Genomic DNA, 19136 nt, shown 5'->3' with positions numbered 1-19136 from the left:
GCGAGGCGCTTTGGCAAAAGCCCAATAACCCAAGTGGAAACTGAGCGCACGCAGAAGGACAACGTGATCTTGACGACTGGAAATTCGAAGTCTTCGCGGGAAAACACTGCAATGATCTTATTGGTACTGGCGTCCCTCGCCATGTTCGCAACTATCGCGTACATCATCACTCTTCAAGAGATCACCAATTCAGAAATCTCCTCCATCTCCAGCATCCTCATCAGCGTTACAGGCATTCTACTCGGGCTGTCAGGACTCACCTCCATATCAAAATCACTGGAGAGAGTGAAGCTGCAAGCGACGCTTACAATAACTACGCTCCTATGGTTTGTCGCCGTGGTCATGATCGCTCAGACCGCGGGGCCATTCTCATTCTCTCCCCCAACTATTGCAACAATTGGGCTTCGATCTCTCTTTCTGGTAGGAATCGCACTCTTCACCATTCTTGTGGTAATGTATTCGACATCGACGATAGAAGCGACAAGACAGCGACTGCTGGCCGCGCAAGCGGCCAAAGGAAGCCAACCTGGACCAGCGACTAGCTAGAAAAACCGGGGCTAAGGCAGGCGAACTATCGCCAGAAGGCCCACCAGGGCTTCAGCTCGGCGGCAAGCAGACCTAAGACACCGGCTACGAGTACGAGTATCACTGCGGTGCCTGCTCCTCCTGTCAGCACGAACAGGACAATTCCAGCAAACAGCATTATGATACCGCCCATCTTACGGACGCCCGTGTAGATGAGCCAGCCTCCAAGTATGGCGCCAAGCCCGAACAGGAAGACAAGACCGTTGATGGCCAGGGAGCCGATGCTGAGCCGTTCAAGTCCCCCGAGAGCCGATACGACGACCAGTATACCACCTACCAAGGCGAGGATGAAGGCGAGCAGGGAGAGTAGCTTGTGCATTTTCAAGGGCATCTTTAGCCTCATGATCTCGAAAACCTGCTTGTTCCGGATAATAATTCAAGAGATTTGAACAGTGAAACAGTGACCATTCTCGATCAGAGGTAATCACTGATGCGGAGAAGATGGTTGCTCGGCTAACTGCCATTGATCTTCTTGGTCCAGCTCGTCAGTGTTTGCAGAATCGTCTTCAAAGTCTCCCTGGTCTGCGGGTCTTTCAGTTTATGATCGTTGTCAAACGCTTCTTGGGCGCGTCCCAGGAGGAGCTGGGGCTGGTTGATTGCGTAGACGTTGAGATCGACTAGTATCTGTCGCAGGTGAAGTTGTGATCTTACTCCTCCTCGGGGACCTGAAGATGCACTGACTATCGCTGCTGGTTTGCCGTTCCATGAATTGTCTCCAGCTGGTCTGTTGCCCCACTCGATAGCGTTCTTCAAAACCGCCGTGACAGTATAGTTGTGTTCGGGCGTTGCGAACAGTATCGCGTCCGAGTCGCGTATCTTCTGTTTGAACGATCGAACTTCAGCAGGCGGATCCCTTTCGTGGTCCTGGGTGAAGAGCGGGAAGTGGGACACATCGAAAATCTCAAGGGTCGTATTCTCGGGCAGCAACTCTTTGGCCGCCTCAAGAAGTCCCCAGTTGTAGGACCGTTTCCGGCCGCTGCCTGAAATTCCAAGTATCTTCATCACACTCACTGCTCTCGCTATGTTTCAAACGCGGCGGGCCTGGTCTCTCTTTAGCCTGCGTTTGTTGCGCGGTCGGATCAGCCTCGCCTTTGCTGGCCTGGGCTTACAAGGCTGCGAATACGGACTCACCGCTCTTGCGTCGCGAGGTCGAGTCGCGAAGACCCCCGATTTTCTAGAAACCGTTTCCTGTCTGACGGTTATAATGGGCGAGACAAGCGATTCCGGGCACAATCCCGGCTGGGATGGCACTGGAAATATCGCGACAAACCCGAACGAATTTCCCGACATTGACCCGAGGCTTCCCAGAACCGAGATCAGGGTTGATAATGGGCTTATTTTGCCCAGAAATGGAAAGATTATGATGTGGGATCACGAGGAATGGTGGGAGAGATGTCTGAGAAGAAACGGGTTCCTCCATGGGAACGCGCCCAGCTAAGCTTCACATTGGCGGAACGGAGACGTTTACGAAAGGTCGAAGAGAATGAACGTCCTGGCAAAGCGCGTTTGCTAGATCTGGAGGAGAACAGGAAGCGGCTGGCGGAGATAAGGAAACACTTCTGTCCCGACTGTCAACACTACATCCTCAGCAACCAGCTGACAAGGGAGGAACAGAAGATAGGCGAAGAGCAAGGCTTCTGTAATTGTGCGAAAAACGTCTCGAAGCCGTAATGGTCAGGTTTTTCACCGGATCAACAGATTCTCGCTTGCTCTTCCTCCGTAACTTTTCCCGACTCTTGATCTTGAACAGCGCACTTACTTGGAGAGGTAACACGAGACTATTACGATCGTAAACAGAACGATAACATGGCGTCGTGCTGGCCTGTGAGTTCAGGGGACTTTGAACCACCTGAGCAGGTACTGCTTTCAGACTCTATCCGCCAGAAAGCGCTGGAACTGTTTGATTACGAGGAACAGACCCTAGGCAAGGAACACGACTTTGAAGAGCTGTTCGTAAGAATACTCTGGGAGAAAGACTGGACCGACAAGCTAGCCTCGATCCTCGGCAGGATCCGAAACCGACTCCATCTACGCAACACTAACACGATACTTCCCCTAGAACTCAGGGCACTCGTTCCCGACATGAACGAAGTCGCGGTAGCCTATGAGGAGATGACTAGCGGCTACAAAGAATTCATCCGAACAGTTCTACAAGCGAAGCATAGCTGGCAGGAAGACGGATAAGAAAACCGTCTAACTGAAGTTAGAGAGAATTTTTAGTCCGATCCCGGATGAAGTAAAGAAACCGCGATTCGTGGTTCTGTCACTTCACGACGAACCAGCCTTTATCCAACAGCAATTCGAACGAGCCGTTGATGGATAATGTCCGAGGAAAAGCCAAGTCTTCGAAAAGCCGTGACAATGCGATATGCAGTCGCATTGTACATGAGTTCAGTCCTCGGCTCAGGTGTCCTAGTGCTCCCGGGTTTAGCAGCACAGATTGCAGGTCCAGCCTCGCTCCTCGCATGGGTCTTGTTGTCGATAGCCAGCTACCCTCTCGCCTACACTTTCGCAAGCTTGTCCGCTCGGAAGCCAGAGTCAGGCGGAGTCTACTCGTTTGCACGCGAAGCCTTCGGGCTGGAAATGGCTGACGCGGTCGGCTGGCTCTTCATCGTCTGGTATGTCACAGGTGCTCCTGTTGTTACCGTAATCGCGGCGTCCTATCTCTCGTACGCGATTCCGCTGAGCAAGACGATGATCTATGGAGTCGCGGCACTCATTATTCTGGGCGCGTTCCTGATCAACTATCGGGGGATTGTCGTCAGTGGGAAAGTACAGCTTGCTGTAATAGTTGCGATCATAGGCCTCCTTCTGACCGCAGTTATTGCTTCAGCTCCAATCATTCGGCTTGAGAACTTCTCCCCCATCTTTCCGTATGGAATCATCCCGATTGGCACCGCGGCAGCATTGATCTTCTGGTCATATCTGGGCTACGAGAACGTGTCCAATGTTGCAGAGGAATTCAAGAACCCTGAGCGAGACTTTCACAGAAGTATTGTTCTCAGCGTATTCGTGATCGGCTCACTATATCTCTCGGTCGCCATCGCAACTGTTGGGACCCAGGCATACAAAGCTGGAGGAAGCATCGCCCCGTTCGCTGCTATTCTATCCAACGCGCTCGGCGTCTACGGAGGGATCAGCACAGCAGTTCTTGCCGTCTTCATCATCTTCGGAACTGTCAACGCGTACACCACCGGAATGTCTAGGGTCATCTACTCCGTTGCCAAAGAAGGGGGTCTACCGAAAGCGATTGCCCGAATTCATCCCAAGACGCGTGTCCCGCATCTCTCCCTCGCTCTTCTCTCAGGGTTCTCTTTGATCACTTTGGTGCTATCGTACTTTCTAGATCTCGATCTGCAAACGGCACTCTTGATTCCAAGCGGTGCTGCAATTCTCGTCTACGTGATCGGTTCTGCTTCGGGAATACGGCTCCTCAAGGGAAGCCGGCTCAGATTGTATCCCTGGATCTCTCTTGCCATATCTGTTTTCATGCTCCCGTTCGTGGGCGTAGTCCTCGTCGTCAGCGCTTTGGTCGCGCTGTTCGGCTACAACTACCGAATAATCCGTGGATTTGCGCCGATAAATACCAAAACGTAACGCTAGTGGATTCTGAGAGACGGTTCATGAAATTCGGCGTTCAGATCGAGAACCACTTGGGGATCAGCTACAATGGAATCCGTAAAGTGGCGTTGGAGGCCGAGAAATCTGGGTTTGACGGGCTCTTCATCTGCGACCATCTGATGGGAAGGAACGAGGAGACGTACAGGCAGCCATGTTTGGACCCATGGGTGACGCTTGGTGCGTTGGCTCAAGCTACGAAGAAGGTTACGCTCGGGACGCTTGCGACTGCTGTCGGTTTCCGCTACCCGGCCTTGCTGGCAAAGATGGGTGCGACACTCGATCATCTTAGTGGCGGAAGGTTACAACTGACTCTTGGTGCGGGCTGGCATGAGCCCGAATACAAGGCGTACGGTATTCCGTTTTCGCCCGTCGGGGAACGGATGCAACAGTTGCGAGAGGCTATCCAGATTATAGGAGCAATGTGGACACGAGACCAGACAACATTCCAGGGAAAACATTTCAAGATTGATGGAGCCTGGTGTTACCCAAGACCTGCATCGTCGAAGATCTGGGTCGGTGGAGGAGGAGAGAAGACATTGCTGCGGATTGTCGCAGATCTTGCTAATGGATGGAATTCTGTTGGCTTGAGCGTTGACGAGTACGCGCGCAAGCTGGAGATCCTACGGACTTTCTGTGAGAGTGCTGGTCGGAAGTTGAATACTATCGAGAGGTCCTACTATGGCACCTGTGTGGTCGGGAGTAATGAGGGTGAGTTTCGCGAATCTTTCAACAGATACTACGGGCAATATCGGAAGGTGGACGAATCGACGGATGCGCTCGTGGAACGAATGCGTTCTACTAGGCCGTTCATCGGGACATCGACTGAGGTTGCGGAGAAGATGCGAGCCTTCCAAGAACTCGGCGTTTCGTACTTTATCCTCTATTTCCCAGACAAGGACGGGTTGAGCTTGCTGAAGCGCTTCGCGGATTTAGTGATGCCACAATTCACGTCAGGACGGTAAAGGTTCTAGGAATCTAGGAGAACTGCAGTCGGACGAGCAGGAACCCTAGCATGAACAACACCATCGCCAAAGTTACCATTCCGCGCGAGAGACACTCGTCTCCCAGCGACAGGAATCGGGGCGTAATTTCCAATCGGGCCCGGATCGACTTCGACATAGTCGGATTATTCCTAGAAAAGGGGGAGTTTGGGTTAGACACGGAGGATCATCCTAGCCTGTAAGAGGAACGATTAGTGCTTGCGCGTGCATTGTGCTGGTGAGTGAGCCGGTGCCTGTGAGGGCTAGGGTTACGGTTGTTGGGCTGGTCCATCCTGAGGCGACTGTGGTGCTGCCGCTAAGTCCCAGTGCGAGGCCAACGACTGTTATCGCTGGCGTGGATCCGATCCCGTGGTAGGCAAGGGTGATCGTGAAGTGAGTGCTGTCAGTAATGGCGAATCCTGTTGCGGTGACGTTGGTGACTGTGCTGAAGGCTCTGAAGCTTGTGGCGGAGCCGCTTTCACGGCCCCAGCCAGGGGGTCCGGCCCCCCTCAGACCGGACCATTGCTGGCTGTTCGTGGTGGTTGTTTGTTGTGATGGGTTGGTTGTTGCAAAGGCGTTGTTGAGCCCGTAGCCTACCGCCCCCGCGCCGAGTCCGACGAGGAGTATGACGAGTAGTACTGAGCGTGTTGAGATGCTTCTCCGCGTTGCCGATGAGATGTCTGGTTGAGACATTTTTCTTCGACAGATAGAGGTGCCGGGGATGGAGATGGTGGTTCTCCTAGGAATTTGCTTAAGTGCTCAAAACAGGCGCAGTGGTTCAGAAAACCAGTCTATCGTGCTGGTCGGAATAGATTCGGGCTCCTCTGCCCATCATATCCTCTCAAACCTCGCCTCTCCGAGCATGTCGAATATGACAATTCAGGAATCTGTGACGGGAACGGAAGCAGGAAAACTTCAGACAGACCTTCGTGAGGTCTTCACCAAGATATTGAGCCAAGCCAGGAGGATCTGACTTGGCAATGACCCTCGGTGATGGCACAGAAGCACTCGGACAGGTCAGGGAACTAAAGGCATATCTGGAAAGAGGCCTTGAGGTTCTGAGTAGACCGCTGACCGGATAGGTCTCGAGAATCACAAAGTCTCCATTGTTGGTCTTTCTCCCAAATGATTTAGTCTGCAGACTCTCCCCCAGCGAGCATGCGGGAGAGTAGAGTCGTTCTCATCACTGGCGCATCGTCTGGATTTGGCAGGGAGACCGCCCGGATATTGCTCGCCAGCGGCTTCAAGGTCTACGGTACAAGCCGGAATCCATCTGGAAGGCCTCAGGAGCCCGGTGTGGGAATGATCGCGCTTGATCTGGACTCTGACGACTCTGTCAAGAATGGCGTAAAGGAGTTGCTTGATGAGACAGAGCGGCTAGATGTTCTGGTTAACAACGCAGGCTACGTTTTGACCGGGGGTGCTGAGGAGACGTCGATTGCAGAGGCGAAAGCCCAGTTTGAAACAGACTTCTTCGGCCATGTTAGAGTGACGAAAGCACTATTGCCGACCATGAGGAAACAAGGCTCTGGCCAGATCATCAACATATCCTCACTGGCAGCGATTCTTCCCGTCCCCTTCGAAGGCTACTATGCCGCCGCAAAAGCTGCTCTGTTGGCATGGTCTGAAGCGCTCCGTCACGAGGTCAAAACATTCGGCATCGGAGTGTCTGTAATAGAACCTGGATTTTTCAAAACAAACTTGGGCAATACTCGAAGGAACGCGAAGTATACGATACGGGATTACGATGAGTTACGACAACGAGCTACAACCACACTAGATAGTGATTTTGAGAACGGAGAAGACCCGAAGATAGTAGCAGAAACGGTTCTCAAGATTGTTCAGAGCGGGAACCCAAAGTTAGAGTTCGCGGTGGGCAGGGAAAAGCGGTACAAGACCTTGAAGCGTATCCTGCCTCAGTCAATTATCGAGAATGGTGTGAGACGACATTGGAAACTAGACAAGTAGAAGTTGAGGTCTAGGTCCTGGTAGTTTCACCTGTCTTCGCATCTGGGTTCGGCCTTGTCCTTTTCGATTCTACCTATTTCGTATGGATTGTCAGCGAGCTCTTCGGCTCGACGCTGATCCCACGCCTTCGACAACGTGGAGCGAGACGGGTAAAGAGAGACCGAGGCTCCGTCGTCCTAATCATTGCCACGATCTTTCTCTCGGTCTACATCGCTTTCTATTTCGGATACGCAGGGATTGGAATGCTTCCGGACTGGACGTTCTATCTCGGGATCTTTCTTACCTTTCTCGGTATCATGGTTCGTCAGGTGTCGATCGCGATTCTTGGCCGTTTCTTCTCCACCACGGTTCAGATAGTCGAGGATCACAAGGTTGTAGAGAAGGGTCCCTACCGGCTGGTCAGGCATCCCTCCTATACTGGGGTCCTGATCACGTTCATCGGATTGGGCTTAGCAGTGCAGTCCCTCGGAGCACTATTGGCATTGTTGGTTCTGTTCACCGTCGCCTTTGGGTACAGGATATGGGTGGAGGAGCGGGCCTTGTTGTCGGGGCTCGGCCAGGATTATGCAAGTTACATGAAGCGAACAAAACGGCTGATTCCATTCCTCATCTAGATGATACTATCGTGGAGCACTCTGAGTCATTAAGGGGACAGGGCGCAGTGTGTTCGAGGAGTGTTCTGTGGGGCGTACGGTTCCTTCATGGCGGCTGGTTGTGAATGACGAGATTGACCGGATAAGCAAGTTTAGGAGCTTTCTCAGAGTAGAGGACAAGGAAATCTTCGACGATCTGCTACGACAGTGCAAGCACTACGCACCGTATGCTAGTACTATGGCTTCGGTGATCAAGGAGGTTCCCTTGATGTTCTCGATGCTGTTCGGACAGCACAAGATGATATGGGAACTAGAAAAAAGAGTTGCTAAACTAGAGGCGAATCAGACGCAACCGTCTGGTGCGCGAGACTCTAACCCAGAGCTGGAGAAGCTCGTCGTGTCAAGTCAACAGTAGGTTTCCTTCGGCTTTCTTGGTTTCCTGAATGTCCGTCTTTTTATCGCTGTTCTGATCTTCCTAAGCTGAGGTTTGACGGTGGAAACCGGTCTAGTATCCAGGCTGGATAAGCTGGAGAAAGAGGTCTGGGATCACGTCTTCATGCTGAGTCCGCGGCAGGCTGTGATGCTAGGCTTGCACGAGTACGATGGATTGTTGGCTGACATTTCGCCAGGGGGGTTGAAGGCTTGGATGGATAGGACGGCTGGGTTGCTTGAGCGTTTGGGAGGCGAGCGTCATGGCCTGGATAAGGATGGGCGGTTGGATGTTTTGTGTTTGGAGACGATGCTGGAGCGGATGATGTTTGATGCTCAGGATCTTCGGGGTTACGCGACTAGGCCGAACATTTACTCTCTACAGTTGAGTGTGACGCCGTACATTTCCCGGGAGTACGCACCTGTGGACGCTAGGATTGTAGCAGTGAACAAACATCTAGCCCGGGTTCCGGGTTTTCTGGACCAGGCTGGACGGAATCTGGATAAGACGTTAGCGCAGCCGATTGTTGATGTTGCGACTAGGCAGGTGCAGGGGGTTCTCCGGGATCTTGACGGGAATGCGACCGTGGAAGCGGGGAAAGCTTCTGGATCGGTTAGGGAAGAATTTGAGACTCTGAAGCGCGAAGCTATAGTTGCCATGGTCTCCTTCGTTGAAGAGCTCAGTGAGGAACACGATCTCTCCATGGATTTCGCTCTTGGAAGGGAAAGGTTCCAGAAATTGCTCTGGGTGAACGATCGGATCAACAAGCCCGTGGAAGAGGTCTTGGGGATGGGCTTGCAGGATCTTGAGTCTAACCTGAAAGCGTTGAGAGAATTGGCGGAGAAGATTGGACCAGGACAAACGGTCCAAAGCGTTGTTGACTCGATCCAGGAGAATCATCCTCTCTCTCATCGGTTGATCGATGAGACAGCTGAGGGATTGAGGGATCTTGAGCTGTGGTTGAGAGAACACCATCTCATCAGTATCCCGGCCGGAACAAGGGTCAGGGTTGTTCCTACTCCAATGCACATTCGAGCGACGACCACCGCGGCGATGTCTTCGCCGGGACCCTTCGAAAAAGAGGGTCTGGAGGGGTTGTACTATGTGACTCCGCCGGAGGATTCGTGGGACGCGAGGACGAAAGAGGAATGGTTGCGTCATCTCAACTACGTGACTCTGAAGGATATTTCGATCCACGAGGTCTTTCCAGGCCACTATACTCACAGGGTGTTTCAGCGGGAATTTGGAAACTCGATGACTCGGAAAGCGTACTGGAATTACGCGTTCGGCGAGGGCTGGGCGCACTACTGTGAGGAGATGATGGTGGACGAGGGATACGGGAACGAAGGGTTGCGGTTCATCCAGTTGAAAGAGGCGTTGTTGAGGGATTGTCGGTTTATCGTATCCTTCTGGATGCATACGCAGGGTCTTGGGGTCAATGAGGCGCGACAGTTCATCATGCAAAACGCGTACATGGAGACGCTGCCGGCGGAGCGGGAGGCGTTGAGGGGGACGTTCGACCACTCATACTACGGGTATACGCTGGGAAAGTTGTACATCAAGAAAGCTAGGGAACGATTCTTCCACGCGCATCCATCCGCGCGGGCGAAGGAGTTCCATGACAAGCTCTTGGGATTGGGAGGCGCACCAGTTGGTCTCCTGGAAGAACTGATCGTCTAACCGGTCCTGGTGTCAATTTGTTAATGTGCTGGTAGCTTCGGTTCGCTAGGGGGTCGTCCCCTGTGGAGAGTAGGCTTGATGCTGGCCTCGAGATTAGACGGATACTACTCTTGACCCGGTTGAAGGAGGTCCCGAGGGGGATGACGCTGCCGCAGCTTGTCAAGGATTGCCAGAAAGTCTCCGGCTGGAATATTCCGGGGAGGAAGCCTTGGGATATTGTCCAGCATGTCGTTCAGACTCTGATCGATGATAAGCTGGTTGCGCTGGGAACAAAGTTCGTGGTGACGGTTGGAGGTCGAGAGTACTTGGAAGACCCGTTGAAATGGCGCATTGACGATAGAACGACAGAGGAGCTTGCCGACAGTATGTTCTGGAAGGAGATCTATGACGTGTTCGACAAGGCCTATCATAGACTGAAATCCAAGATCCCGCGTTGAGACAAAATGCTGAGCGAATCAGGATACCTAGCGGCGCACGAGAAGGAGGTTATCAGAATTCTCAGAGTCTTGAACGATGCGACAGACGGATTCGTTGTGATCGGGGGATACGCTGTCAACGCGTACGGACATCACCGATACTCTGTCGAATGCGAGCTAGCGACGAACCGAGACGATCTTCCAGTTATAGATACCACGCTTCTGGGAGAGGGTTACGAGTTATGGAAGGATCGGCTTCGGCCGCCGATTGGCGTGACGACAAGGGAATACCGAAAAACGGTCGGAGAACCAGTATCGCTTGAGTTTTCTGTGAATAATGTCGTTAGCTCGACAACTCGGGGAACCTGGACCTACAAGTTCATGCGAGAAAACTCCGCAGAAGTGATCGTCGCGGGAGCTACGGGCTCAACCCCGTCCAGGGTGGCCCAGAGAAACCTGCTCGTCGCCATGAAACTCCACGCGGGTCGAACACAGGACTTCGCCGATGTTGTCGTGTTGTCGGAAAAGGTCGACTGGAAGACTGTTGCGAGATGTGCTGCCTGCGGGGCAAAGGAAAAACTGCTGGAACAGATTGATTCAGCGATCAGAGAGATATCTTCAGCAAGATTCGTGTCTGACCTGAAATCTGCATTCGCAATGCGAAGCGATCCTACGCTCCTAGTTAAGGAGGCAAATCATGGCCTACATTCGGTCAGGACTCTTATCGCCGAACAGAAATTCAGAGATTTCTTGTAACTACAAATGTTAAGGCCGAAACTCTCTTCCAACCTTGATTGCAGAAGTCACTCGTTCTCCTAGTGTACCGTCTGGATTGAGGAAGCGGTAGTGTTCTCCGCAGTCCACTATTGTTTTCCAGTGGACGTGGGCGACTTTCGTCGGTCCTTTCTCTGTATCTATTGTTATGAAGAAGACTTCTCCTGGCTCGAACACGTCCCTACCATCATGTTTCTTCCGTTCTGACTGTGGAACCAGGTGAGCTTTCTGGATCAGCTCCAAATGCTCTGCTCTCACGATCTCTTCCGCATGGAAGACGGTATCAGCTATCTTCCAAGGCTTGAGGCGCTTTCCATTAGCTTTCGTAATGATCTTCATCCACGCTTCTTCCATAGCTAGACTTGAGCAGTGAAGTTCTTAGCCGAAGTGAAACTCTCAGCCCAGCAGAGGTGGATACATCTGATGGGAGATGCGAGAGAACAACAATATCAGAACACGAGTCTTGCTCTGTAAGCTTCGAACGGGCCTTCGGTCAGCGCAATTGCTCATCATCAACTGTAGACTTATCACAGGATTAGTGGAATCCTAGAAGTCAGCCAAGAGGTTCCTATCTGGATTCGTTTGAGGCAGAAGTCAAACGGCCATGGTTCACGCTTCGAGACACACTAAGGGCTGTGACCAAGGGCGGAAAACTCTGGACTCCAGCAGTCGTCGTGCTTAGAGATAACTCAGTTCGTATTCTTTCAGGCGAAGGCTGTACCGGGCTACGACCGCGTAGACTGACATGGACAACGCCTAACAGTTTTCGCGTTACCGGGATCGGAGCCGTTCAAGTTTTCAGCGCGGCCACTTGAGGTTCAAGACTTCCGATCAGGCCCTGCAGGTAGCGTCAATTCTCAAAGCGCGTTTTTCGGTTTTTGAGGAACTATCAGTTCCGGTTGAAGAGTTTCCAGTTCAGGTTCGGCTCCTCATCTCGGGAAGACACGTTATGATTCAGCTGTACGTCTTTCTGTTCAGGTTCATCATTGGAGGCTTCATCCTGGCATTCTTGAGTGGCTTTGGTCTATTCGGGATCGTTCTGGGAACGACTTCGATCGTCACCTACATTGGATTGCCTTTCTGGGTCGTCTTCGTAAAAGCAAGAAGACCGACTCCAGGATGGCTTCGATTCAAAGGAACCACTATTGTCGTACGAACGGGTTCCGATTGGGTCTGGGTCTTGCCGAAAGTGATCGAATGGAAAACCCCGGAATCATTTGTCCTCAAGAGCAACGGGTCGAAGTACGAGCTCTCTTTCCAGGCCGCTCAGAGCGCAAGCCGAGCGAGTATGATGTTAAAAACTGCGATTCCAATGATTCAAGAAAGACATGCGGAGGCCTACAGCTCATGACTCCTAGGGAGCGAGAACTCATGACTGGAATGGGCAACTGTTATGCTTCTTGTCATGACGACTTTGAGCATACTGTGGAAATGGTTGGTAGTGCTCGGGGTTTGACGGCTGATCAGTTGAAGAAGATGTTAGAAGATATTCGGGGAAAGTACTGGTCTGATGTTGATTACCAGAAGCTTCGAGGTCGGTTGCCGAAAGATTTCCCGCTGTAGGAGATCGGAGAAGATTGACGAAGTGTCCTAGCTGTGGTGTGGGTTTTCAGAAGCATGATGATTTTGAGGATCTTGCGGGTCATTTTGTTGCAGAGGCGGGGAGGAGTGATGCGGGGCATGTGATGTGGTTGAACCGGAATATTACCAAGAATAAATCTGACCGGAAGACTCTCTCGAAATTATTATCTGAATTTTTCAGTCTGGGAGGTGGGAGTCTGGAGGCGTGGGTTAAGCGGCGTTTTATCGAGAAGTTCTATGGGTCGAGTCCGCACCCGTTTGTTCTCGCGTTGCAGCATCCTAGCCGGGCGGTGTTGTTGGGGTATGTTGTTGAGCATCAGCATTTCCTCCGTCAGTGGGTCCGGTCATGCAGCTACATCATGGCCCGGACAGACGAGATGGACGTGGTCTTGTATGAACTGGATAATATCAACACGGAATACGGTGGCGTAGGATCAGGTCAGCCGAGCCATTATGAGTTGTTGTTGAGGATGGGTGAGAGCCTCGGTCTAGATCGAGAGAAAGCGTTTCGGATGGCGCCTTTGGAGGATACGAGGGAGGCGATCCGAGTCTGGGACTCTATCTGTCGGGATGATCACTGGGTCGAGGGCTTGGCGGCAATGCACGGTCTAGAATTAATTGCGAATCGGAAGTTGAAGGGTGAGGGTGCTAGTATCGGATATTTTGATCCGGTGATATTGAATAATGATGAGATATCGAAGGAGGCGAAGGCGTTCTTGCGGGAGGGTTACGAGGCTGATGTGGGCCATTCGGAACGGGCCCTGGGGCTGGTCGAGAAATATTCGAGGTTGTATGGCATTACGGATGATGTCCAGGCGACGTTTCTTCGGTCGATCGATTATTTTGATCGTTATCTGATGGCGCGCTTGGAGAGGAGCGGACGGTTTGAAAGTAGCTGAGAAAGGCTGCGCGATATGCCAGGCAACATGGGGCGACTACTGGGAAACGATCGAAGGACAACGCATGTTCTTCTGCTGCGACATATGCGCCGTCGAATTCAAGAACATGATAAGAGAGGTCAAGAAGAGAACAGGATGGAAAACAATCGATGAGATCAAAATGACGGGAAACTACAGAGGACGAGAGTGCACTGCCCTGCTTGGCGGTAAGAGGTACAATTTCTCGATCCGGTTTGACTCGAAGGGTCGGATAGACCTGTTCAGCGAAAGGACCTAGGTTCGAGGGGGAACCAGAATCCTCTTGGCCTCGTGCAGGGGCATCGAGAATTCTACGATGCGATCCTTTTCCTTGATCGTTATCGAGAGCGACTTTTCCAGCCGTCTCGCGTGGAAGTAGCAGTACGGAGAGTCCTTGGCCACTGAGACTGAATCGACTGTACCACCTAGCAAGTCCTGTACATATCTGCCGAGTGAGATCTTGTAGACTGCCCTCAGGGCGGCGATTGACTCATCTATTCGCTCGCTCGTGGCGTACTCTGTGGTCTTCGTAACCCCCCGTATCGAGACGCTGTGGAGATAGACTGTCTTCGACGTGATTAGACTACCCGTTGTTTGACTGCCTTGATAGCTTTCTCGATTCCCTTCAGCTGCTCACTAATCTGAGTTACACGCGTACTGATATCCGTAAGTTGCTGCTCGAGACTTGTCGCTTTTCCTTGGAGGTTCTCGAACTGATCATTCATGTTCTTGATAATCCGGTTCGCCGCTTTCTCGGCTGCAGCAAAGCTCATTCTGTCAATCCAATCGAAGTTAAGCCATTTAACCCTTTGAATCGGAGAGACAATTGAAAATGGGCCGTTTTTCGCTTATGGAGTCTGGGGTTTCGTAAAGGACCCGACGTCGTTTACTAATCGGCCACAGCTGATTAGAAACAGTGGCCGAGCAGAATCACGCTAGAACCTGTCGGGCTTTGTGCAATTTTGAAGCGAATATCCCTTTATTCTCGATCTCTAGTATTGACACTTGAGGTCTGCGAGCATATGGTCTTCTGGTTGGTGACAGCCAAGCCTCGGGTCGAAAGGCTTCTCGAGTTGAGGGGGAGGCTTGACTCCCGGGAGATTTCGAGGATGCGTCCGTTCGGACGATCGCTTGAAAACGGGCTTGTCAACGCGAGGCTCAGGGAGGATGGGTTGGCTCTATGGGAGGAGGAGGACTATTGTGTTCCACCTCTCGCGCAGGAGAGGGCTGCTGTCCTAGACGATTATTTCGACAATATCGCCGTCGAAGATATCGGAGACCCGGGACGAGGGTGGGAAAAACTCACAAGCCTGCCGTCGCTATGGCACCGAGACGGGAACGAGTCGGCTTCCTCGCGTTAGGGGTGATCCAAAGTCAAGAAAGTCAGGACCACAAACTTCCATAAATCTTTCTTGATATCTTCTGAAAGTTGGACGGGTATTGAGCTTTCGCCGTTCTGACATGAAAGGGAAGATTTCTTCTTTGGCTTTAGGAGGGCGAGGTGGGAGCGACCCAACAGCAGCAGGATTCTAACCGGCAGCTCGGGCATTCTATGGCAGACCTTGAATTCGAGCATTCTGCCGGCGAACAATCGCAATCAGCGCATCGCATGACCTGAACACTCTTGGAGATGGGGTAATTCTCTGGTTCCGACCGGGCGGGTCCTACACGCTCAGATATTAGTTCTGAGGCTCGAGCCATGTACTCTTGAAGACTGTAGACTCGTCCGGGTAGTCCCTTGTAGGTCTTCAACCAAGTTTGAAGGCACCCTTTCTTGTCGAAGAGAGGACTGCCCTCGCATACGACCTGGGCATTCTGTCCGAGTGACCGGATCTCTACGACGTGGAGAACTGCGCTGGCAGGTTGAAGTTTACTGATTTTTCCTTCGACGATCGTCAGCCGGGTTGGCCGTCCGCAGATAACGCACGTTGCCTCTCCCTCAAGATCGTGTCCGACGGCGTTGAGCAAAATGTCCGCGCCGCAGCGTACATACTGTTCCTTTGGCGTCCTGACCTTGTAGGGCGTCGGTGAACGGGAGACTCCGATTATGTTCATGGTGCGTATGAGGGTTTTCCGGTCTTACTTGTAGACATTTTTGTCGATGTTCGACCCTGAGCAAGAGAGAACCCTGGCATGGTTGGGCTAGATCCAGATACGCTTTACTTCAGTGAAGTGGGGATCGTCGGTGGCGCAGGGAACTCGCAGCTTTCTGGCGGTTGCCATTATTAGCGCGTCGGCCATGGGAACCTTGACGCGGTGGCTTATCCTTGCTCCCTCTTCCGCGATTTCCGGATCGACGTCTATGATGGTGAATTCTTTCTTGACAGAGTCTACTCGGAGGTCTGCGACCGTTCTGTCTTCTTGGCTGATGGTGAGCTTGTAGATCTCGTAGAGGCTTATCGTGGACGCGAACGCGTTCTTGGATTCGTCGAAGATGTTTCTCAGCTTGCTTAGCTGTTCAGGGTTTTTTGTTGTGAAGACGGCCCAGAAATAGCGGGTGTCGAAGAGCACTCTAGCTCTCTTCTCGCATCTTGTCGAGACGTCTGAAGGCTTCTTCCCTGGTCATCTTGCTCTTTCCGGCGAGATCGAAGATCGACGGGACCTTCCGGAAGACAACCTTTCCTCCCTCAGCATCAACGAGCAGTCTTGTTCCTTCTCGGATATCGAGCTTCTTCCGGATCTCCTGAGGTATGGTTGTCTGGCCCCGCCTCGTCACAACAACCTCTTGAGTCATACTTGATTAGGGGCATATTCCTATTATTAAGCTATTCCTACCTGTTCCATAATCCTATTTCGTACGCCCAGGTGCAAGCTAACATAAACACTCGCGACGTGGAATGTTTCCCCGGTTGCGACCTGCTTGTCATTGTTGCGGTCAGGCCTGTATCTGGATAGAGGGTTGTTTCAGGAAGTCGAGCACTATGCTGTCGAACTCTTCGCGTTTTGACATGTTGGGAATATGATCCGCGCCTTTGATCACGTTCTTTCTAGAGCCGGGCATGTGCCTGTGGATGTTGTCCACTTCGAGGATCTGGGCGGGCATGTCTTTGTCGCCGACTATGAAGAGGGTCGGAACGTGAATCTCCGATAATCTCTGAAAGGCCGGCGGGTTCGGTCTCTCCATGAACTGCCAGGGCTTCTCGGCGTAGACGTGAAAGTTATTCATGGCGATCTCGCGAATGCTTTGACGGGAGGCAGGGTCTTGTGCTGCGGCCAGGCGTTGACATCCATCTCGACAGCGTCTGCTGCTCGGCCCTCGCGGTCCGCGACCTCCTGCGGCTTCATCTGTTCCTCGAACTCGTTCCAGAGCCTTTCTTCCTCTGGGCCGGAGACCCTGTAGCCGCTCGCGCCCGGAGAGACTAGGATGAGAGATTGGACCATACCGGGATATTCTACGGCGAAATCTAGCGCGATTCTGCCGCCGTTGGAAACGCCTAGGATTGTAGCGCGAGCGATATTCTGGTGTGTTAGCAGTGCTCGGAGATCTTGATGATCAGAATATTTCGATTTTGCGATATCGGATTTACCGTAGCCGCGGACGTCGTATCGTATGGTCGTGTAGTTTTTCGAGTAGAGCTGGAACCGGCTGTCCCACATTCTACAGTCCAGGAATCCTGCATGTATCAGGACGAGAGCGGGTCCCTGGCCGTCTGTCTCATAGTACAGCTTGCCACCGTCCACCTCGACAAAACCCGTCTCCAAGAATACCTCCCTGTGACCTCAAGATAAGAGCGGATCTGCATCGATAAAAGATGGGCTGCTCGGAGGGGTTTCGGTGGTTTTGGCCCTTCGACCACGGGCCAGGAAGATCGCTGTCAGACCTAGGACTGAGCCGAGGACTATGCTTCCTACGATCAGATAGCGCCACGGAATAGACGAGGCCGTGTTTGGTGACACTCTTTGAAGCGGGTTCATTGTTAGTTGAATCAGCTTCTGGCTTGTCCAGTAACCTTGTTTGGAAATTGTCACGTTGATCGTTATGGTGGTAGCTGTGGAGACGTTTGGGGCTCCGTAAAAGACCGTCAGATTACCAGTGCTGTCCGTCAGACCTGTGGTCTTGGAGAAGTTCCCAGGAACGTTTCGGTCCAGGGTGACGTTTGCGCCGGTGAGGGGAGTGTTGTCGCTGGATGCGTGGACGTGAATGGCCACCTTGTCGAGGGCGTGCAGTGTTAGCGCATCCGCGCTTAGGGTGGCCGTCATCTCGAATTGGCTGCATAGCGTGGAGATGGTGGTTGCGGTGTCCTTCACGATAGCGTTAACAGGGTAAAACAGGGCTAGCGTGTTGAAGCTCGAAAGTAGAGTCGCGGCGGGGACCGCGGTGCTGTCGACCGTTGTGGCGTTGAACGGGCCCTCAAGGTCGCAGCCCGGTCCGATCAAGTTGTCGGGGTCAAGCTTGACAACAAGCGCCATTCCGCCATTGCCACTGCCAAACTCGACCAGACCGCCCCCTTCGAGAAGAACACCGCCGTCAGGTGACGGGAGGGTCTGCCAGAACTGAGCCGCGGCATATCCTCTACTCCAAACGACGTTTCCTTGCGAGTCCAGTTTTAGGACCACCGCTTTAGACGAGGATCCGCCAACGATGAAGCTGCCATCGGAAAGCTGGGCCACAGAGTAAGCCTGATCGAAAAAGTTCAAGCCTCCACCACCGTACGCCTTCTGCCATATGATGCCGCCCTGCGCATCAAGTCTCAGGACCCAGATCGCTGCATACGAGTCCCCGTAGGAGGTTGTAAAGCCGGCGAGCACGAGGCCGCCGTCAGAGGTCTGGCTGACGGAGTAGGCCTGGTCTCCTTTTCCCTCACCCGCGTAGCTCCTTTGCCAGACGAGGTTTCCGTTCTCGTCTATCTTGGCCAACCAAGCCTCGACGAAACTCGTACCAGAGTTGTGATCAAAACGATATGATCCAGCGATAACGAATCCACCGTCGGAAGTGGCTACGACCGAACTAACGTCGGCTTCGCCGATTGTCGTGTTGTATCCTTTCTGCCAGACTATTCCTCCCGCCTGGTTGAGACGCAAAGCCCACGCTGGGAATCCTCCAAACGAATAGGTGAAGCCAACGACTAGGAACCCTCCGTCACTCGTCTGGACAACGTCGTTCGCTTGCTCTGTCTGGCTGCCTCCATACGAGTTGTCCCAGAGAACGTTTCCTTGAGAATCGACCCTCAACACCCACGCGTTCACATCTCCCCAGTTTGGCAGACGAGTTAGGCCAACGGCGATGTAACCGCCATCGCTGATCTGTTTGACCTTGAACAACGCATCGATACCAGTCGTTCTGTAGGATCGTTGCCACTGGACGCTGCCTGAAGAGTCTAGCTTGAGAATCCACCCGTCAGAATCAGAACCAATCGAAGGGGGTGACCCTTGGATGGCCCATGTGGTCTCGTTGGTAGAACCGGCAACAATGTAACCCCCGTCAGAGGTCTTGTCGGCCGAGTGCGCTTCGCTGTTACCGACCCAGCCGTAGGTCTTGACCCAAGCGCTAGTCGTTGGACCCTGGGAAGCGGGGGAAGCCGGTATTGCACGAGAATCCTGTATTGTCGCTGATAGTGCAAGAGCGATGATCACCAAGGTGGTCGCTCGAA

General features: G+C 52.7%; 29 protein-coding genes. 17 read left to right on the top strand and 12 right to left on the bottom strand.

The window, feature by feature from the left end; translation table 11 throughout:
* Positions 1-111: 111 nt before the first annotated feature.
* The gene (locus VGS11_07500; GenBank protein HEV2119930.1) at positions 112-546 is read left to right on the top strand and encodes a hypothetical protein; all 435 of its coding nucleotides are present in this window, start codon (positions 112-114) and stop codon (positions 544-546) included.
* Positions 547-571: 25 nt separating this feature from the next.
* Here the strand turns inward: VGS11_07500 and VGS11_07495 are convergent, their stop codons facing one another.
* Together VGS11_07495 and VGS11_07490 are read right to left on the bottom strand one after the other, a co-directional pair.
* Positions 572-928 (bottom strand): hypothetical protein, encoded by a 357-nt coding sequence (locus tag VGS11_07495; protein HEV2119929.1) that lies wholly within the window; start codon positions 926-928, stop codon positions 572-574.
* A gap of 110 nt (positions 929-1038) precedes the next feature.
* Complete coding sequence (locus VGS11_07490) at positions 1039-1587, bottom strand: NAD(P)H-dependent oxidoreductase (protein HEV2119928.1); 549 nt, start codon at positions 1585-1587, stop codon at positions 1039-1041.
* A 390-nt stretch (positions 1588-1977) separates the two neighbouring features.
* On the opposite strand from VGS11_07490, the gene VGS11_07485 reads away from it, so the two are divergent.
* The 4 genes from VGS11_07485 (at position 1978) to VGS11_07470 (ending at position 5168) form a co-directional block, all read left to right on the top strand.
* Complete coding sequence (locus tag VGS11_07485) at positions 1978-2256, top strand: hypothetical protein (GenBank protein HEV2119927.1); 279 nt, start codon at positions 1978-1980, stop codon at positions 2254-2256.
* Between the two features lie 135 nt (positions 2257-2391).
* Complete coding sequence (locus VGS11_07480; protein HEV2119926.1) at positions 2392-2769, top strand: hypothetical protein; 378 nt, start codon at positions 2392-2394, stop codon at positions 2767-2769.
* Positions 2770-2907: 138 nt separating this feature from the next.
* The gene (locus VGS11_07475) at positions 2908-4182 is read left to right on the top strand and encodes an amino acid permease (GenBank protein ID HEV2119925.1); all 1275 of its coding nucleotides are present in this window, start codon (positions 2908-2910) and stop codon (positions 4180-4182) included.
* Between the two features lie 26 nt (positions 4183-4208).
* Complete coding sequence (locus VGS11_07470; protein HEV2119924.1) at positions 4209-5168, top strand: TIGR03560 family F420-dependent LLM class oxidoreductase; 960 nt, start codon at positions 4209-4211, stop codon at positions 5166-5168.
* A gap of 13 nt (positions 5169-5181) precedes the next feature.
* Here the strand turns inward: VGS11_07470 and VGS11_07465 are convergent, their stop codons facing one another.
* Positions 5182-5325: a hypothetical protein gene (locus VGS11_07465; protein HEV2119923.1), complete on the bottom strand. Its 144-nt coding sequence runs from the start codon at positions 5323-5325 to the stop codon at positions 5182-5184.
* 53 nt (positions 5326-5378) lie between these two features.
* Entirely contained in the window at positions 5379-5879 is a 501-nt protein-coding gene (locus VGS11_07460) for a hypothetical protein (GenBank protein ID HEV2119922.1), read from the bottom strand.
* A 103-nt stretch (positions 5880-5982) separates the two neighbouring features.
* Between VGS11_07460 and VGS11_07455 the strand changes: the two genes are divergently transcribed.
* The 7 genes from VGS11_07455 (at position 5983) to VGS11_07425 (ending at position 11029) form a co-directional block, all read left to right on the top strand.
* A complete protein-coding gene (locus VGS11_07455) occupies positions 5983-6159 on the top strand; it encodes a hypothetical protein (protein HEV2119921.1) in 177 nt (58 codons plus the stop codon).
* A 185-nt stretch (positions 6160-6344) separates the two neighbouring features.
* Positions 6345-7154: an SDR family NAD(P)-dependent oxidoreductase gene (locus VGS11_07450; GenBank protein HEV2119920.1), complete on the top strand. Its 810-nt coding sequence runs from the start codon at positions 6345-6347 to the stop codon at positions 7152-7154.
* A 17-nt stretch (positions 7155-7171) separates the two neighbouring features.
* Positions 7172-7768 (top strand): isoprenylcysteine carboxylmethyltransferase family protein, encoded by a 597-nt coding sequence (locus VGS11_07445; GenBank protein ID HEV2119919.1) that lies wholly within the window; start codon positions 7172-7174, stop codon positions 7766-7768.
* Positions 7769-7835: 67 nt separating this feature from the next.
* A complete protein-coding gene (locus tag VGS11_07440) occupies positions 7836-8162 on the top strand; it encodes a hypothetical protein (GenBank protein HEV2119918.1) in 327 nt (108 codons plus the stop codon).
* Between the two features lie 78 nt (positions 8163-8240).
* Entirely contained in the window at positions 8241-9857 is a 1617-nt protein-coding gene (locus VGS11_07435) for a DUF885 domain-containing protein (protein ID HEV2119917.1), read from the top strand.
* Positions 9858-9919: 62 nt separating this feature from the next.
* Positions 9920-10294, top strand: coding sequence for a hypothetical protein (locus VGS11_07430; protein HEV2119916.1), 375 nt, complete (start codon positions 9920-9922; stop codon positions 10292-10294).
* Between the two features lie 6 nt (positions 10295-10300).
* Positions 10301-11029, top strand: a complete 729-nt coding sequence (locus tag VGS11_07425) for a hypothetical protein (GenBank protein ID HEV2119915.1) — start codon at positions 10301-10303, stop codon at positions 11027-11029.
* Positions 11030-11038: 9 nt separating this feature from the next.
* On the opposite strand, the gene VGS11_07420 is transcribed toward VGS11_07425, so the two are convergent.
* Positions 11039-11401 (bottom strand): hypothetical protein, encoded by a 363-nt coding sequence (locus VGS11_07420; protein HEV2119914.1) that lies wholly within the window; start codon positions 11399-11401, stop codon positions 11039-11041.
* 457 nt (positions 11402-11858) lie between these two features.
* Between VGS11_07420 and VGS11_07415 the strand changes: the two genes are divergently transcribed.
* Genes VGS11_07415 through VGS11_07400 form a run of 4 tightly spaced genes read left to right on the top strand, consistent with a single transcriptional unit; the run spans position 11859 to position 13804 of the window.
* A complete protein-coding gene (locus VGS11_07415) occupies positions 11859-12398 on the top strand; it encodes a hypothetical protein (protein ID HEV2119913.1) in 540 nt (179 codons plus the stop codon).
* Positions 12395-12610: a hypothetical protein gene (locus VGS11_07410; GenBank protein ID HEV2119912.1), complete on the top strand. Its 216-nt coding sequence runs from the start codon at positions 12395-12397 to the stop codon at positions 12608-12610. Before VGS11_07415 ends, VGS11_07410 begins: the two co-directional genes overlap by 4 nt.
* A gap of 14 nt (positions 12611-12624) precedes the next feature.
* Positions 12625-13527 (top strand): C2H2 type zinc finger domain-containing protein, encoded by a 903-nt coding sequence (locus VGS11_07405; protein HEV2119911.1) that lies wholly within the window; start codon positions 12625-12627, stop codon positions 13525-13527.
* Positions 13514-13804, top strand: coding sequence for a TA0938 family protein (locus VGS11_07400; protein HEV2119910.1), 291 nt, complete (start codon positions 13514-13516; stop codon positions 13802-13804). The genes VGS11_07405 and VGS11_07400 overlap by 14 nt, the downstream gene beginning before the upstream one ends.
* Here the strand turns inward: VGS11_07400 and VGS11_07395 are convergent.
* Both VGS11_07395 and VGS11_07390 read right to left on the bottom strand, forming a co-directional pair.
* Entirely contained in the window at positions 13801-13947 is a 147-nt protein-coding gene (locus VGS11_07395) for a hypothetical protein (protein ID HEV2119909.1), read from the bottom strand. The two genes, VGS11_07400 and VGS11_07395, sit on opposite strands and share 4 nt — an antisense overlap.
* Positions 13948-14123: 176 nt before the next feature.
* On the bottom strand, positions 14124-14318 hold the full coding sequence (locus tag VGS11_07390; protein HEV2119908.1) for a hypothetical protein: 195 nt from the start codon (positions 14316-14318) through the stop codon (positions 14124-14126).
* Positions 14319-14543: 225 nt separating this feature from the next.
* On the opposite strand from VGS11_07390, the gene VGS11_07385 reads away from it, so the two are divergent.
* Positions 14544-14906 (top strand): hypothetical protein, encoded by a 363-nt coding sequence (locus VGS11_07385; protein HEV2119907.1) that lies wholly within the window; start codon positions 14544-14546, stop codon positions 14904-14906.
* A gap of 781 nt (positions 14907-15687) precedes the next feature.
* Here VGS11_07385 and VGS11_07380 read toward each other — a convergent pair.
* The 5 genes from VGS11_07380 to VGS11_07360 form a co-directional block, all read right to left on the bottom strand.
* Entirely contained in the window at positions 15688-16056 is a 369-nt protein-coding gene (locus VGS11_07380; protein ID HEV2119906.1) for a PIN domain-containing protein, read from the bottom strand.
* A 1-nt stretch (position 16057) separates the two neighbouring features.
* Positions 16058-16279, bottom strand: coding sequence for an AbrB/MazE/SpoVT family DNA-binding domain-containing protein (locus VGS11_07375; GenBank protein HEV2119905.1), 222 nt, complete (start codon positions 16277-16279; stop codon positions 16058-16060).
* Between the two features lie 141 nt (positions 16280-16420).
* Complete coding sequence (locus tag VGS11_07370) at positions 16421-16711, bottom strand: hypothetical protein (protein ID HEV2119904.1); 291 nt, start codon at positions 16709-16711, stop codon at positions 16421-16423.
* On the bottom strand, positions 16708-17247 hold the full coding sequence (locus VGS11_07365; GenBank protein HEV2119903.1) for an alpha/beta hydrolase: 540 nt from the start codon (positions 17245-17247) through the stop codon (positions 16708-16710). Before VGS11_07365 ends, VGS11_07370 begins: the two co-directional genes overlap by 4 nt.
* Before the next feature lie 18 nt (positions 17248-17265).
* Positions 17266-19122: a hypothetical protein gene (locus VGS11_07360; GenBank protein ID HEV2119902.1), complete on the bottom strand. Its 1857-nt coding sequence runs from the start codon at positions 19120-19122 to the stop codon at positions 17266-17268.
* Between the last annotated feature and the right edge of the window lie 14 nt (positions 19123-19136).

Source organism: Candidatus Bathyarchaeia archaeon, from assembly GCA_035935655.1.
GTDB lineage: Archaea > Thermoproteota > Bathyarchaeia > 40CM-2-53-6 > 40CM-2-53-6 > 40CM-2-53-6.
Note: the sequence above shows the minus strand (reverse complement) of the source record. Positions and strands in the feature narration are given on the sequence as shown.

Bases quoted from the DNA above. Each gene is read 5' to 3' on its own strand.
- VGS11_07500 (HEV2119930.1), top strand. From the start codon at position 112: ATGATCTTATTGGTACTGGCGTCCCTCGCCATGTTCGCAACTATCGCG.
- VGS11_07495 (HEV2119929.1), bottom strand. From the start codon at position 928: ATGAGGCTAAAGATGCCCTTGAAAATGCACAAGCTACTCTCCCTGCTC.
- VGS11_07490 (HEV2119928.1), bottom strand. From the start codon at position 1,587: ATGAAGATACTTGGAATTTCAGGCAGCGGCCGGAAACGGTCCTACAAC.
- VGS11_07485 (HEV2119927.1), top strand. From the start codon at position 1,978: ATGTCTGAGAAGAAACGGGTTCCTCCATGGGAACGCGCCCAGCTAAGC.
- VGS11_07480 (HEV2119926.1), top strand. From the start codon at position 2,392: ATGGCGTCGTGCTGGCCTGTGAGTTCAGGGGACTTTGAACCACCTGAG.
- VGS11_07475 (HEV2119925.1), top strand. From the start codon at position 2,908: ATGTCCGAGGAAAAGCCAAGTCTTCGAAAAGCCGTGACAATGCGATAT.
- VGS11_07470 (HEV2119924.1), top strand. From the start codon at position 4,209: ATGAAATTCGGCGTTCAGATCGAGAACCACTTGGGGATCAGCTACAAT.
- VGS11_07465 (HEV2119923.1), bottom strand. From the start codon at position 5,325: ATGTCGAAGTCGATCCGGGCCCGATTGGAAATTACGCCCCGATTCCTG.
- VGS11_07460 (HEV2119922.1), bottom strand. From the start codon at position 5,879: ATGTCTCAACCAGACATCTCATCGGCAACGCGGAGAAGCATCTCAACA.
- VGS11_07450 (HEV2119920.1), top strand. From the start codon at position 6,345: ATGCGGGAGAGTAGAGTCGTTCTCATCACTGGCGCATCGTCTGGATTT.
- VGS11_07425 (HEV2119915.1), top strand. From the start codon at position 10,301: ATGCTGAGCGAATCAGGATACCTAGCGGCGCACGAGAAGGAGGTTATC.
- VGS11_07420 (HEV2119914.1), bottom strand. From the start codon at position 11,401: ATGGAAGAAGCGTGGATGAAGATCATTACGAAAGCTAATGGAAAGCGC.
- VGS11_07410 (HEV2119912.1), top strand. From the start codon at position 12,395: ATGACTCCTAGGGAGCGAGAACTCATGACTGGAATGGGCAACTGTTAT.
- VGS11_07390 (HEV2119908.1), bottom strand. From the start codon at position 14,318: ATGAGCTTTGCTGCAGCCGAGAAAGCGGCGAACCGGATTATCAAGAAC.
- VGS11_07375 (HEV2119905.1), bottom strand. From the start codon at position 16,279: ATGACTCAAGAGGTTGTTGTGACGAGGCGGGGCCAGACAACCATACCT.
- VGS11_07370 (HEV2119904.1), bottom strand. From the start codon at position 16,711: ATGAATAACTTTCACGTCTACGCCGAGAAGCCCTGGCAGTTCATGGAG.